This window comes from Cellulomonas iranensis NBRC 101100 = JCM 18110 (assembly GCF_001552375.1).
Lineage (GTDB): Bacteria > Actinomycetota > Actinomycetes > Actinomycetales > Cellulomonadaceae > Cellulomonas > Cellulomonas iranensis.
Genome location: NZ_BCRB01000026.1, coordinates 1 through 13,808 on the forward strand (window position 1 = coordinate 1; position 13,808 = coordinate 13,808).

Consider the following 13,808-nt stretch of genomic DNA (forward strand, 5'->3'; position numbering starts at 1 on the left):
CGGGCGCCCGTCGCCGGGGTCACCGGCGCGGGCGCGTTCGTGGGGGTGGTGCCGGCGGGGCCGGCCGGTGCCGCGGTGGTGCGGGGCCGGCGCGCGCTCGTGCCGTCGGCGACGCCGTACCCGACGAGCACGGCGCCGGGCTTCTCGCCCGCCTCGGGCTCGGCGCGGGACGCCTCGACCTCGTCGGCGCCGCCGGGCTCGGCGGACGACCGGTCGGGGTGCGGCTGGTGCGCGCGCACGCCGCCCTGCGTCTCGGCGCCGTCGGCCGGGGCGCCCGGCGCGGGCGCGCCGTCGGGGTCGGTGTCGACCTCGATGATCGGCGTGCCCACCTCGACCGTGGTGCCCTCGCTGACGAGCAACCGCGTGACGACGCCCGTCCACGGGCACGGCAGGTCGACCAGCGACTTCGCGGTCTCGATCTCGACGATCGTCTGGTTGACCTCGACGCGGTCGCCGACGGCGACGTGCCAGGCGACGATCTCGGCCTCGGTGAGGCCCTCGCCGGCGTCGGGCAGGGGGAACTGCTGGTACGTGGGCACGCGGGGGCTCCGGGTGGTCAGAAGGCGAGGGTGCGGTCGACGGCGTCGAGCAGCCGGTCGAGGCTCGGCAGGTAGTCGTGCTCGAGCTTGGCGACGGGGTACGGGGTGTGGAACCCGCCGACGCGCAGCACGGGGGCCTGCAGGTGGTAGAAGCACTCCTCGGTGATGCGGGCCGCGACCTCGGCGCCGGACCCGTAGAGCACGGGCGCCTCGTGCACGACGACGCAGCGGCCGGTGCGTCGCACCGACGCGGCGACGGTCGCGGTGTCGAGCGGCGAGATGCTGCGCAGGTCGACGACCTCGAGGCTCGTGCCCTCGGCCGCGGCGGCGTCGGCGGCCTTGAGCGCGGTCGCGACGGTCGGGCCGTAGGCGACGACCGTGACGTCGGTGCCGGGGCGCACGACGCGCGCGTGGTCGAGGTCGGACGTGCCGCCGTGCGGTGCGGGCAGCGGCGCGTCGAGGTCGACGTCGCCCTTCTCCCAGTACCGGCCCTTGGGCTCGAGGAAGATCACGGGGTCCGGCGACGCGACGGCCTGCTGGATCATGGTGAACGCGTCGGCCGGGGTCGACGGGGACACGACGCGCAGGCCCGCGGTGTGCGCGAACAGCGCCTCGGGCGACTCGCTGTGGTGCTCGACCGCGCCGATGCCGCCGCCGAACGGGATGCGGATCACCACGGGCAGCGTCAGGCGGCCCTGCGAGCGGTAGTGCATCTTGGCGAGCTGCGTCGTGATCTGGTCGAACGCGGGGAACACGAAGCCGTCGAACTGGATCTCGCACACGGGCCGGTAGCCGCGCAGCGCGAGGCCGATCGCGGTGCCGACGATGCCCGACTCGGCCAGGGGCGTGTCGACGACGCGGTCCTCGCCGAACTCGGCGAACAGGCCGTCGGTCACGCGGAACACGCCGCCCAGGCGGCCGATGTCCTCGCCCATGAGCAGCACGCGCGGGTCGTTCGCGAGCGCGCGGCGCATGCCGAGGTTGAGCGCCTTGGCCATCGGCAGCCGCTGCGTGCCCGTCGGGAACGGCGCGGGCGCCGGCGCCGGGGGCAGGTCGGTGGTGCGGTCGGACGTGACGGTCATCGGTGGCCTCCCGTCTGGTGACCCTCGTGGTCGACGAAGGACTGCTCGTACTGCTCGAACCACGCGCGCTCGGCGTCGACGACGGCGTGCGGCGTGGCGTAGACGTGCTCGAACATCGACGGCCCGGAGGGGCGGCCCATGCCGCGGACGGTCGTGCGCAGGTGCTCGCCGAACGCGTCGGCCTCGCTCGCGAGCTGCGCCTGGAACACCTCGGGGAGCTCGCCCGTGCGGTCGAGGTGGGCGCGCAGCCGCTCGATCGGGTCACGGCGACGCCAGTGCTCCTCCTGCGCCGACGTGCGGTAGCGCGTCGGGTCGTCGGACGTGGTGTGCGCGCCCATGCGGTAGGTGAACGCCTCGACGAACGTGGGGCCGCCGCCGCTGCGCGCGCGCTCGAGCGCCTGCCGCGTCACGGCGTACGTCGCGAGGACGTCGTTGCCGTCGACGCGGACGGCGGGGACGCCGAACCCGGGTGCGCGGTGCGCGATCGGGACGGTGGCCTGGCGCGTGGTCGGCTCGGAGATCGCGAACTGGTTGTTCTGGCAGAACAGCACGACGGGTGCGCGGTTGACCGACGCGAAGACGAGCGCCTCGCTGACGTCGCCCTGCGCGGTCGCGCCGTCGCCGAAGTACGTGACGACCGCGGCGTCGCGCTCGGCGTCGCCGGTGCCGACGAGCCCGTCGCGCTGCACGCCCATCGCGTAGCCGGTCGCGTGCAGCGTGTGCGAGCCGATGACGAGCGTGAAGAGGTGGAAGTTGCGCTCGGCAGGGTCCCAGCCGCCGTGGTCGACGCCGCGGAACAGGCGCAGCAGCTGCGTCATCTCCAGGCTGCGGGCCTGCGCGACGCCGTGCTCGCGGTACGACGGGAAGACGTGGTCCTGCGGGCGCAGCGCGTGCCCCGAGCCGACCTGCGCGGCCTCCTGGCCGAGGGACTGCGCGAACAGCGCGAGCTCCCCCTGACGCTGCAGCGCCGTGGCCTCGACGTCGAACCGGCGGGTCAGCACCATGTCGCGGTACATCGCGCGCAGCCGGTCGGCGTCCAGGTCGGCGGCCCACGCGTCGTACTCGGGGTGCTCGACGCGCTCGCCGGCCGGGGTCAGCAGCTGCACGAGCCCGTCGTCGGTGAGCGGGCCGTCGGCCGCGGGTCCGGTCGGGATCACGCGGGTCTCCTTCGCCTCGGGGTCGAACCTACGTCAGCGTAGGCTACGCCTCCGTAGGTTACGAGGGACCGGGACGGACAACGCTCGTCCGACACCTTTGTCGGAACCCCACACCGGCCCCCCGGCCCCGCCGCGCGGCGCCGCTCAGGAGCGCGGGACGCCCCGCTGCGAGCGCAGCAGGTCGTTCTCGCGCAGCACGGGCCAGCGGCTGTACGCGAACACCAGGAACATCACGAGGTTGAGCACGGGCACGAGCCCGACCAGCACCCACCAGCCCGAGTAGCCGGCCTTCTGGATGATGCGGATGTACGCGACGAGGATGACGAGGTAGCAGGCCGCGACGACCGCGAGTCCCACGCCCGTGGCGAGCCACGCGGTCCACTCGGCGTCGGCGCCCCAGCTGGTCCCCTCGACGGTGGGGACGGGTGTCGGGTCGGTGTCCATGGGCCCCATGGTGCCGCTGACCTCGCTGCGGCGCACCACCCCCGACGGGCGATCCCGCCGTGCCGCGCCTCCGGGGCGCACCATGGAGGGACGCACCACCGCACCTCCGCGGCGGGCGGGACGGAGGAGACGCCATGACGACCCCGGGCCTCACGACCTGGACCGACCCGCGCGACGAGACCGAGGTCGTCGTGCAGCTCGCCGACGGGCGCCTCGCGGGGCGGCGCTTCGCGTCGCGCGCCGAGGCCGAGGCGTGGGCGGGCCCGGGCGAGGAGGTCCTCGAGCTGAACCTCGTGTGCGCGTGCGACCGGTGACCCGCGCGGCAGCCGGAGCCGCCTGACGTCAGCGCGGGGCGTGCTCCGCGGCGACCTCGAGGAAGATGTCGGTCGCCTCCTTCTCGCCGACGCTCACGCGCACGCCGTCCCCCGCGAACGGGCGGACGAGCACACCGGCCTGCGCGCAGCGCTCCGCGAACGTCACGGACCGGTCGCCGAGGCCGAGCCACACGAAGTTCGCCTGGCTGTCGGGCACGTCCCAGCCCTGCGCGCGCAGCCCGTCGAGCAGGCGCTCGCGCTCGGCGACGACGGCCTCGACGCGCGTGAGCAGCTCGCCCTCGGCGCGCAGCGACGCGAGCGCCGCGAGCTGGGCGACGTGCGAGACCCCGAACGGCGTGGACGCGGTACGGATGCCGGCGGCGATGCGCGGGCGCGCGACGGCGTAGCCGACGCGCAGGCCCGCGAGCCCGTACGCCTTGGAGAACGTGCGCAGCACGACGACGTTGGGGTGCTCGGCGAGCAGCGCGACCGCGTCGGGCGCCTGCGCGTCGCGCACGAACTCGACGTACGCCTCGTCGAGGACCACGAGCACGTCACCCGGGACGGCGGCGAGGAAGTCGCGCAGCTCGGCGTCCCGCACGGCCGGGCCGGTGGGGTTGTTGGGGGTGCAGACGAGCACGACGCGCGTGCGGCGCGTGACGGCGGCGGCCATGGCGGGCAGGTCGAGCCGGCCGTCGGCGTGCACGGGCACCCGCACCTGCTGCGCGTGCGCGAGCGTCACGGCGATGGGGTACGCCTCGAACGACCGCCACGGCAGCACGACCTCGTCGCCCGCCTCGCACACGGCCGCGAGCACGTGCCCCAGCACCGCGACCGAGCCGGTGCCCGTGACGACCTGCTCGGGCGTCACGCCCAGGCGGTGCGCGACGGCCTCGGTGAGCTCGGTCGCGAACATGTCGGGGTAGCGGTTGACGTCGACCGCACCGTCCGCGATCGCGGCGACCACCGACGGCAGCGGCGGGTACGGGTTCTCGTTCGACGACAGCTTGAACGCGGCCGCACCGACGGCGGCGCGTGCGCCGGGGACGTAGGCGGGGACGTCGGCGATGGCACGGCGGAGGGGGACGCGGCTCACGGGGCCATGGTGCCACCGGTGGGCCGGGACCCCTGCGGACGTCCCAGCGGACGTCCCCGGTGCCGTGCACGGGTGCGGACGGGCCGGACCTGGCAGGATCGACGCATGGGATTCGTCGCGCGCGTGCTGGTGAACGGGGTCGCCATCTGGCTGGCGACCGTCCTGCTGTCGGGCCTGGAGATCGTGGGCGGGCAGACGACCGCGGAGAAGGTCGGCATCATCCTGCTGATCGCCCTCGTGTTCGGCCTGGTCAACGCGATCGTCAAGCCGATCGTCGCCGTCCTGTCCATCCCGCTGTACATCCTCACGCTGGGGCTGTTCACGCTGGTGGTGAACGCGCTGATGCTCATGCTCACGGCGTGGATCACGGAGCAGACGTCGTGGGGGCTGCGGATCGACAACTTCGGCACGGCCGTGATCGGGGCGCTCATCGTCTCGGTCGTGAGCTTCGTGCTCTCGGGGCTCACGGGTTCGAAGCGCTGACCTCGGCCGGCTCCGGCCGGCGGAGGAACCCCTCGGGCACCGGGACGATCGGCCGCGCCCCGAACCAGTCCTCGAAGCCCTCGGGCGGCGGCACGCGCCGGTCCGGCGTCGGTGCGGGGGTCGGCGCGGGACCGGAGGCCGGCTCGGCCCGGACGGGGGCGGCTCGCACGCCTCCAGCGGGTCCGTCGTCACGGTGTACTGACGAGTCGTGGCGGCGGCGGGCGTGCCGTCGGCGCCGAGCACGTCGCGCAGCGCGGCGCGGACGGGGTCGTCGGTCGGCAGGTCGCCGATCTCCTCGTCGACCATCGCGGCCGTGCCGACGTAGCCGCTGACCGCGTGCGCCTCGCTGAACGACGGCGCGGGCGGGCCGCCCGTGGCCGCCAGGTCTCGCACGACCGACAACGCGCCCGGGCCGCCGCGCTCGCCGACGACCCCGTCGAGCAGCGTGACCGCGTCCTCGCGGTGCCGGACCGCGACGACCGCGACGCCCGGCGGCGCGACGGCCGGCACGTCGGGCGAGCCCGCCGTCACGACGAGCCGGACCGCGTACCTGCTCGCGGCCGCGGCCGCGACGGTCGTCGCGACCATGCCGCCCTGGCTGTGCCCGACGAGCGCGACCGGTTCGTCGGCGCCGATCCCTGCCGCGGCCATCGCGTCGAGCACCGCGCCCGTCATGACGTCGGGGACGCCGCCCTCCAGCGCGAGGTTGGTGCCGTTGTCGGTGGGCACGTCGCTCGCGAGGCCCGCGGCGCGCGTGCCGGGGATCGCGACGACCCACGCGACGGACCCGTCGGCGCGCTCGAGCCGCTGCACCGTGACGGTCGCGAGGGGCGTGCCGGGCTCACCGGTCTCGGTGTCCTCGTCGTAGGTCCGTGCGACCAGGTCGACCATCCCCGCGAGACCGTCGGGCGCCGGGAGGTCCGGCGGGTCCGCGCGCGGCACGAGGCGCACGTCCCGCGAGGGCAGCAGACCGGCGACGTGCGCCGTGAAGCGCCGCACCGGGTCCAGGTGCCGCGGGCCGGCGCCCACGAGCGTGCCGAGCGCGCCGCCGAGCAGCTGCAGCACGAGGCCCGCGCGGCCGTCGGCCACGATCCGCTGTGGCGTCCCGGCGAGGCGGGCCGCGAAGTCCACGCGACCCCGCGGCGCGACGGTCCCCCACGGGTCGCGGAGCAGGTCCCGCGCCTCGGCCAGCAGCACGTCGCCGAGCGCGGTGGCGATCGCGACGCCGCCGAGCATGCCCGCGCCCGGCACTCCCGCGGCCGACCCGAACGCCCCGATGAACCCACGCCAGTGCGCCTGCGCGTCGGTCTCCGCGAGGCTGTACGCATGCGCGGCGTCGACCGTGCGCGACGCGAGCTCCCGCACGTCGTGCGCGAGCGCCGCCGGCCCGTGCAGGGCGCGGCGCAGCGTCGCGAGCGCGTCGTGCAGCACCTGCACCTCGGGCACCGGGGACGCGAGCACCGGCGACCGGACGACCGTCGACCCGAGGCGCTGGTCGGCGGCGTCCAGCCCGTCGGCGGCGGCCCGCAGGTCACGCGCGGAGCCCAGGAGCTCGTCGGCGTCGACCAGAACGCGCCCGTCCCGGCCGATGGTCAACGACCTGCCCTCGCGCACGGCCCCGGTCACCGCCCGACCAGCGCGCTCGCGAGGCCCGCGGGCCGCCCCGGGACGCACTGCATCTCGGCGCGGCGCGCGACCTCCAGCACCCCGTCCGCGGCGTCGAGGGCCTCGTCGCAGCGCCGCAGCGCCGTGAGGAGGTCGCCGCGGCGGCGGTCCGCCGCGTCCGCGGCCGTGCCCGTCCACGTGACCGCGCGCGAGCGCAGCACGGCTGCCCGCGCGGACGCGACCTGCGCCCTGACGTCCGCGAGCGCGGACCCGATGACCGACGACGACATGCGCAGGACGCTAGGGTCGCGGCCGCACCGCCAGGCCGGTGCTCGCGGGACCTGGGGAGCGCCGGCCCACGAGTCCGCCTGGGGTCACGTCGCCGCTCCCGCGGGACGACCTCGTCCGGGCGTCGGCCGTCGGGCTACGGCTGCGCGCGCCACCACGGGCGCTCGGGCCGCGCGAGCGCGAGCGACGTCAGCACCAGCACCACCACGAGCCCCGCGACGCGCCACCCGCTGCCGCCGCCCGACCCGGCGACCGCGCCCGCGACCAGCGCGAGCGCCTGCGCACCCGCCTGCGCGGCGAGGGCCGCACGCAGGTCCGTGCGCAGCACCGCGACCTCGACGCGCGAGCGCCACCCCGTCAGCGCGACGACCGGCGCCAGGCGCAGCACCACGTGGACCAGCAGCACGAGCCCGGCGAGCACGAGCGGCGGCGCGGGGTCGTGCACCACGAGCCACGCCCCCAGCAGGAGCAGCAGCACGGCGGCCGACGGCAGCCGCGGCACCACGGCGGGCGCGACGCCCACCGCGAGCAGCACGACCAGCCCGCCCGTGCCGGGCGCGGCGCCGGGGGCACCCTGCGCGACCAGCACCGCCCCGGCACCCGCGAGCGCGAGCACGACGCGCAGCACGACGGCCGGCACCGCCGGTCCCGTGCGCACCTCGACCTCGGGCGGCCCGCCGCGGACGCGCGGCGTGCGCGCGCCGGCGCCGAGCCGGTCCAGCACCCAGGCGCCGACACCCTCGGTGCGCAGCAGCCCGCTCATCCCGGTACCCCCGCCCCGGCGCGGCGCTGCCGGCGGCGCGCGAGCGCGCGCAGCGCGACCGCCGCGTCGTCGCGCCACGTCACGAGCTCGACGCCCTGGTCCGCGAGCTCGGCCATCCGGTCGGTGCGCGTGAGGGTCGCGATGCGCAGCGCGAGCCGCTCGCGGTCGTACAGGCCGGACGTGCGCAGCCGTGGCAGCACGTCGACGCCGACGACGCGGTGCCCGGCCGCCCGCCAGCGCGCCGCGACGCGCGCCGACTCGTCGTCGAGGAACGTCGAGAACACGACGACCAGCGCGCCGGACGGCAGCCGCGGCGGGCGCAGCCGCTCGGCGGGTGCACCCTCGGGCGCGGTCAGCGCGAGCGCGTGGCGGATCCGGTCGAGCTGCCGCCGCCCGCCGCCCGGTGCCACGGGCCTGCGGCGCACGCCCAGGTCGTCGAGCCCCACGCGGTCGCCGCGGTCGAGGTAGGCACGTGCGACGGCCGCGGCGGCCTGCCGCGCCCGGTCGAGGGACGTCGCGTCCTGCGGGTGCGGCGCGAGCGAGCCGCGCCACGTGCGGGGGTCGGGCCCGACGTCGTCGCGCGAGTCGACGACCAGCACGACGACCGCCTCGGCGAGCGCGTGCTCGCGCCGGACGTACAGCTCGCGCAGGTCGGGCGAGCGCCGTGCCGTGACGCGCCAGTCGATGCGGCGCAGCCGGTCGCCGGGCGCCCACGGGTGCACGTCGCGCAGGTCGCCGCCCTCGCCGGGGCGGCGCGACGGGTGCGGTCCCGTGAGGCCGCGCAGGCGCGGCGGCAGCGGCACCTCCAGCAGCGGTGCGGTCGCGGGCAGCACGGTCGTGCGGCGCGTGACGCGTGGGGTCGGCTCGGCGAGCGACGCGCCGTCCGGGCCCGCGCCCTGCACGTCGGCCGACGCGACCTCCTGCGGGCCCGTGCGGACCGTGCGGGCGACGACCGGCAGCCGCCGCGTGCCGTCGACGCGCACCAGCACGTCGGCGCCGTCGCGGCCCTCGCGCCCCACCGCGACGGTCGCCCACGGGCCCGGGCCCTCGACGCGCAGCGTCGCGCGCAACCGGCCCGCCGTGCCGTCGGCGTCGTCGTCGGTCACGCCCGGTCCCTCGAACGTGGCCGTCACGGCGCCCTGAGGGCGGGCCGCGAGCGCCCGCGCCGCGAGCACGAGCGGCGCGACGGCGAGCACCGCGACGTCGGGCCGAGCCAGCAGCACGCCGAGCAGCAGCAGGAGCAGCGCGGCCGCCGACGCGCACGTCGTCGCGAGCGTGGGCGTCCACGGGCCCTGCGGCACGACGACGGGCGCGGCGTCGTCGTCGCGCCAGGTCGGGGGCCGCGCGGGCGGCCGCTCGGGCAGGCTCACGCGCGGCGCGCCGTCGTCGGCCCGGGGACCTGCGCGAGCACCTCCCGCACGACCGCCTCGGGCGCGAGCCCGGCCGCCCACGCCTGCGGCGACAGCGACAGACGGTGCGCGAGCGCGGGCACGGCGACGGCCTTGACGTCCTCGGGGGTCACGTAGTCGCGGCCGTCGAGCACCGCGAGCGCCCGCGCGACCAGCACGAGCGCCTGCGAGCCGCGCGGCGACGCCCCGACCTCGACGGCCGCGTGCGCGCGCGTGCCCGCGGCCAGGTCGACCGCGTAGGCGAGCACGTCGGGGTCGACCGTCACGGCCTCGACGCCCGCCTGCATGGCCAGCAGCGTCGCGACGTCGACCACCTGGCCGACGGGCGCGGCCTCGCGGCGCCGCTCGAGGCGCCGCGCGAGCACGTCGACCTCGGCGTCCCGCGCGGGGTACCCGACGGCCAGGCGCACCATGAACCGGTCGAGCTGCGCCTCGGGCAGGGGGTACGTGCCCTCGTACTCGACGGGGTTGGACGTCGCGACGACGTGGAACGGCGCGGGCAGCGCGTGCGTCGTGCCGTCGACGCTGACCTGCCGCTCGGCCATCGCCTCGAGCAGCGCCGACTGCGTCTTGGGGGCGGTGCGGTTGATCTCGTCGGCCAGCAGCAGGCCCGTGAACACCGGGCCGGGGCGGAACGTGAACTGCGACGTCGCGGGGTCGAACACGCTGGACCCGGTGACGTCGGACGGCAGCAGGTCGGGCGTGCACTGCACGCGGCGGAAGTCCAGGCCGAGCGCGGTGGCCAGGCTGCGGGCCGCGAGGGTCTTGCCGAGGCCCGGGACGTCCTCGAACAGCACGTGCCCGCCCGCGAGCAGCGCCGCGAGCGCGATGCGCAGCGGCTCGGCCATGCCGACGACGGCCGTGGCGACCTCGTCGAGGACGGCGCGGCCGGAGCGCGCGACGTCGGGCACGGGCAACGCGGCGGGGGTCACGGCGGTGGTCTCGGTCATCGTCGGCTCCTCGCGGTGGGCGGGTGGGGGTCGGTGCCGGGCGCGCGCTGCGCACCGAGGTCCTCGAGGACCTTCAGGGTGTGGGCCAGGTCGGCCACGGACGGCCGGGGGTGCTGCACCTGCGTGAGCGTGGTGCGGGCCCGCGCGCCGATCAGCGCGAGCACGGCGTCGGCGTCGGCCGGGTCGGACAGGTCCAGTCCGTGCCGCGCGAGCCGCCGCGCCCCGGCCTCGCGCAGGCGGCGCAGCGCGCGCTCCCCCGCGCGGCCGTCGCGGCTCTGCATGGTCCACGCGGTCTCGGCGATCTCGCCGCGCGCACCGTCGCTGCGCTGCGCCGTGCCGCGCGCCGCGCGGGGCTCGACGCGGGCGTCGAGCCGCTGCAGCACCGCGACGGCCGCGGCCACCGCGGTCCCGACGACGCCCGCCGGGACCGGGTGCGAGCCGAGCGCCCACGTGAGCAGCGCGACGACCAGTCCGACGACCGCGGGTCGCAGGATCGCGCCGCGTGCGTCCGCGAGCGCGTCACGGAGGCGGGTGGCTGCGCGGCTCATGTAGACGTCCCGTCGTCGGGCGCGCCGGGGCGCGCGTCACCCGGTGCACCGTCGGCCGACCCGTCGCCGCCGGACCCGCCCGCGCCGCCCGGCCGTCCGGCGCCGTCGCCCCGCAGGACGAGCCCCTGCGCGACCGTCTCGAGCAGGTCCCGCGCGCGCCGCACGTCGTCGGACGTCACGGGGTGCGAGCCGAAGCGCGCCGCGAGGTACAGGCCCAGCAGCGCGCGCGTCGCGGCCGGGTCGGCGCGCGTCGCGCCGAGCACCGCGACCGCGAACTCGCTCGCGGTCTGCGCGCGGTCCCGCTCGACGCCGGTGCGCGCGGCGGCCGTCTCGACCGCGACCCACGCCGCGACCACGGCGTCACCGGGCGGCACGTCCTCCTCGAGCGCGCGCGTCGCCGTCGCGACGCCCTCGCGCAGCGCCGCGACGCCCGACTCGGTGAGCTCCCCGGTCTCGCCGTCGCCGAGCGGCTCGTCGTCCTCGTCGTCGCGGCGGTCGAACCGCCAGCCGCGCGCGAGCTGCCGCCCCACCAGCACCAGCACCGTGACCACCGCGAGCAGCGCGACCGCCTGCACGGCGCGCAGCAGCCACGGCAGCCACGCGGGCGGCTCGGGCGTCTCCTGCGTGCCGTCGGCGAGCTCGGGCGCCTCCGTGACCTCGGGCGGCGGGGGCGGCGTGAACGTCGCGACCGGCACGTCCACGCGGCGCGCCTGCAGGTCGAGCGGGCCGGACAGCGCCGCACCCAGCACCCCGACGACCACGAGCAGCGCGGCCAGCGCCGTGACCACGCTCGCGCGGCGGGTGGGCACGGGCAGGACCTCCGGACGACGACGGCGGGGCGGACGTGCCGGTCAGGCTAGCGTCCTGCGGCGACGGCCGGGCGCCGGCGTGCACCGGACCGGCACGTCACCCGTTCGGCCACGCGAAGTCCCGGAATCACGCGCCCACCTCGCGATACCGTCCGTGCAGCCGACGTCCCGACGCGCCCTGGAGCTCGCATGCCCGTGTCCAGCACTCCCCGTCGAGGTGGTGCGGGCGATGCGCCCGCGAGCCGCTGGGCGCGGCTGGCGGTCCTGATGGCCGCACTGGCCCTGGTCGTCGGTGCGGCGACCCCCGCCGCAGCCGAGACGGTGCAGGTCTCGGGCCGCGTGATCCTGCCCGACGGCGTCGACCCCGCCGTGCTGCCGGAGATCGTCGTTCGCGTGTCTCCCGACGGAGGGCTGTCCTACGACGTCACGGTCGGGTCCGACGGCTCGTTCACGGTCCCCCTCACCGGCCCGGTCAGCCTGCGGACGGTCATGCCGGCGACGTCCATGCTCGTGCCCGAGGTCATGCCGGGGAGGATCACCCCGGAGACGGCCGGACCCGGGTTCGACTTCCACCCCCGGCTGGGCGGGGGCGTGGCAGGTCAGGTCTCGGCGCCGCCCGGGGTGACCTTCGGGGACAGCGTCCTCTGGCTGCGGGGCGATGCGCGCGACCGCATGTTCCGGATCGCACCCGACGGCACGTTCGAGCTCCGCGGCGTGGCGGCCGGGCGGTACTCGCTTCTCCTCGTCGGTGCGGGCTTCCGGTACCTCGGCGGCGGGTACGACCTGGAGACCGCCACCATGTTCACCGTCGAGCCGGGCATCATGACCACCGGCATCACGGGCCAGCTCACCCTGCTCACGCAATTCGAGGAGACCGGTCCGATCACCGCCTTCCGGGGCGTGCCGCCCACGGTGCCGTTCACCCTGCTGGAGGAGAGCACCGGCAGCACCCCCACGGGCGACGTCGTCCTGCGGGACGCGGACGGTACGGAGATCGGGCGCACGACGCTCGGCCCGCAGGACGGTGGCCGCGGTCGGATCACGCTCGCGACGCCGCTGCCCATGGGCGAGCACCATGTCACGCTGCACTTCGCCGGTGACGCCGTGTTCGACGAGACGCGCAGGCATCGGAGCGTGCACGTCGGTCCCGAGATCGTCGGGTCCGCACCGGTACGGGTCCTCGACTCGTCCGCGCGCGGGACGGTGTGCGTGGACGTGCGCAGCGCCGCCGACCTGCCCGAGGGCGTGACCTCGGTCCTGACGAACGTGACCGCCGCCCGCCCCACCGGCGTCGGCTACGGGGTGGTGTATGGCGACACCGCCGGGGACGGGACGACCCCGGCGCCGGCGGGGTCGACCGTCAACTTCGAGCCGGGGGCCGACGTCGCGAACTTCGCGCTCGTCGCGGTGCCGCCCAGCGGTCGCATCTGCTACGCGACGGGTGGCGGGGCCCAGGTCCGCAAGATCATCGACGTGACGGGGTTCGTCCTGGGCGACCACGGCACGACCCCCGTGGCACCCTCGCGCGTGCTCGACACGCGCCCCGGTGGCGTCGGCGAGCTCGACGGCGCCGTCACGCCGCGGACGGTGCACACGGTCCAGGTCGCCGGACTGGGCGGCGTGCCTGCCGACGCCACGTCCGTGCTGCTGAACGCGACGGTGGTCGGCGCGAAGGCACCCGGGAACCTCCGCGTGTTCCCCGGGGGCGCCGCTGTGCCGAACGCGTCGGTCGTCAACTACGCCCCGGGTCAGGACAAGGCGAACACCACCCTCGTGGAGCTGGTCGACGGCAAGGTGTCCTTCTACTCCGACACGGGCGCGCCGGTGACGCGGAACCCCGTGCAGGTCGTGCTCGACGTCGTGGGGTTCAGCACGGGCACCAGCACGCTCACGAGCGTCGCGCCGACCCGGATCCTGGACTCCCGTCCCGGCTCACAGGTCGGTCCGCTCACCGGACGGTTCTACGGGTGGGGGCGGGCGAAGCTCCCGGTCGCGGGCGTGGGGCCGGTGCCGTCGAACGCCACGCTCGCCGTCCTCAACGTCACGGCCGTCGACGTGCGCGGGACGGGCAACCTGCGGGTGTTCCCGGTCGACCGCACCTCCACCGAGATTCCGACGACCTCGTCGCTGAACTTCGTGCCAGGCAGGGACGTCCCGAACCTGGTGGTCGTCGGCATCGGCGACGGAGGCGCGGTCTCGTTCTACGCGGACAGCCCCCAGGGTGACGCGTACGTCGCGGTGGACGTCGTGGGCTACGCGGCGCCCCGGTAGCGCACCGCCACCCGGGCGGCCGGTTGCTAGCCTCGCCCGGTGATGCGGTG

General features: G+C 76.8%; 15 protein-coding genes. 4 read left to right on the forward strand and 11 right to left on the reverse strand.

Annotation, left to right across the window (positions count from 1 at the left end):
• From CS2_RS07615 to CS2_RS07630, 4 genes are all read right to left on the reverse strand, one after another.
• Positions 1-539: biotin/lipoyl-containing protein (locus CS2_RS07615; protein WP_305764279.1), on the reverse strand; the 539-nt coding region annotated here is incomplete at its 3' end.
• Positions 540-556: 17 nt separating this feature from the next.
• Positions 557-1,621, reverse strand: coding sequence for an alpha-ketoacid dehydrogenase subunit beta (locus tag CS2_RS07620; RefSeq protein WP_070319516.1), 1,065 nt, complete (start codon positions 1,619-1,621; stop codon positions 557-559).
• Positions 1,618-2,778, reverse strand: a complete 1,161-nt coding sequence (gene pdhA / locus CS2_RS07625; protein WP_070319517.1) for a pyruvate dehydrogenase (acetyl-transferring) E1 component subunit alpha — start codon at positions 2,776-2,778, stop codon at positions 1,618-1,620. Before pdhA ends, CS2_RS07620 begins: the two co-directional genes overlap by 4 nt.
• Positions 2,779-2,922: 144 nt before the next feature.
• A complete protein-coding gene (locus CS2_RS07630) occupies positions 2,923-3,222 on the reverse strand; it encodes a DUF805 domain-containing protein (RefSeq protein WP_201775274.1) in 300 nt (99 codons plus the stop codon).
• Between the two features lie 134 nt (positions 3,223-3,356).
• Here CS2_RS07630 and CS2_RS07635 point away from each other — a divergent pair, with 134 nt between their 5' ends.
• Complete coding sequence (locus CS2_RS07635) at positions 3,357-3,536, forward strand: hypothetical protein (RefSeq protein WP_046529528.1); 180 nt, start codon at positions 3,357-3,359, stop codon at positions 3,534-3,536.
• A 28-nt stretch (positions 3,537-3,564) separates the two neighbouring features.
• On the opposite strand, the gene hisC is transcribed toward CS2_RS07635, so the two are convergent.
• A complete protein-coding gene (gene hisC / locus CS2_RS07640; protein WP_070319518.1) occupies positions 3,565-4,632 on the reverse strand; it encodes a histidinol-phosphate transaminase in 1,068 nt (355 codons plus the stop codon).
• Positions 4,633-4,737: 105 nt separating this feature from the next.
• Here hisC and CS2_RS07645 point away from each other — a divergent pair, with 105 nt between their 5' ends.
• Together CS2_RS07645 and CS2_RS07655 are read left to right on the forward strand one after the other, a co-directional pair.
• Positions 4,738-5,115, forward strand: a complete 378-nt coding sequence (locus CS2_RS07645; RefSeq protein ID WP_046529540.1) for a phage holin family protein — start codon at positions 4,738-4,740, stop codon at positions 5,113-5,115.
• Positions 5,116-5,560: 445 nt separating this feature from the next.
• A complete protein-coding gene (locus CS2_RS07655; RefSeq protein ID WP_156442044.1) occupies positions 5,561-5,983 on the forward strand; it encodes a hypothetical protein in 423 nt (140 codons plus the stop codon).
• A 754-nt stretch (positions 5,984-6,737) separates the two neighbouring features.
• Here CS2_RS07655 and CS2_RS07660 read toward each other — a convergent pair.
• The 6 genes from CS2_RS07660 to CS2_RS07685 all read right to left on the reverse strand — a co-directional run bounded on the left by CS2_RS07660 (position 6,738) and on the right by CS2_RS07685 (position 11,487).
• A complete protein-coding gene (locus tag CS2_RS07660; protein WP_070319521.1) occupies positions 6,738-7,010 on the reverse strand; it encodes a hypothetical protein in 273 nt (90 codons plus the stop codon).
• 134 nt (positions 7,011-7,144) lie between these two features.
• Entirely contained in the window at positions 7,145-7,771 is a 627-nt protein-coding gene (locus CS2_RS07665) for a hypothetical protein (protein ID WP_087508445.1), read from the reverse strand.
• Positions 7,768-9,141: a DUF58 domain-containing protein gene (locus tag CS2_RS07670; protein ID WP_070319523.1), complete on the reverse strand. Its 1,374-nt coding sequence runs from the start codon at positions 9,139-9,141 to the stop codon at positions 7,768-7,770. Before CS2_RS07670 ends, CS2_RS07665 begins: the two co-directional genes overlap by 4 nt.
• Positions 9,138-10,130 (reverse strand): AAA family ATPase, encoded by a 993-nt coding sequence (locus CS2_RS07675; protein ID WP_070319524.1) that lies wholly within the window; start codon positions 10,128-10,130, stop codon positions 9,138-9,140. Before CS2_RS07675 ends, CS2_RS07670 begins: the two co-directional genes overlap by 4 nt.
• Positions 10,127-10,678 carry a hypothetical protein gene (locus tag CS2_RS07680; RefSeq protein WP_070319525.1) on the reverse strand — a complete coding sequence of 184 codons (552 nt, stop codon included), beginning with the start codon at positions 10,676-10,678 and terminating at the stop codon, positions 10,127-10,129. Before CS2_RS07680 ends, CS2_RS07675 begins: the two co-directional genes overlap by 4 nt.
• Positions 10,675-11,487 (reverse strand): DUF4129 domain-containing protein, encoded by an 813-nt coding sequence (locus CS2_RS07685; RefSeq protein WP_070319526.1) that lies wholly within the window; start codon positions 11,485-11,487, stop codon positions 10,675-10,677. Before CS2_RS07685 ends, CS2_RS07680 begins: the two co-directional genes overlap by 4 nt.
• Before the next feature lie 267 nt (positions 11,488-11,754).
• Here CS2_RS07685 and CS2_RS07690 point away from each other — a divergent pair, with 267 nt between their 5' ends.
• Complete coding sequence (locus tag CS2_RS07690; protein WP_070319527.1) at positions 11,755-13,758, forward strand: hypothetical protein; 2,004 nt, start codon at positions 11,755-11,757, stop codon at positions 13,756-13,758.
• Positions 13,759-13,808 lie beyond the last annotated feature (50 nt).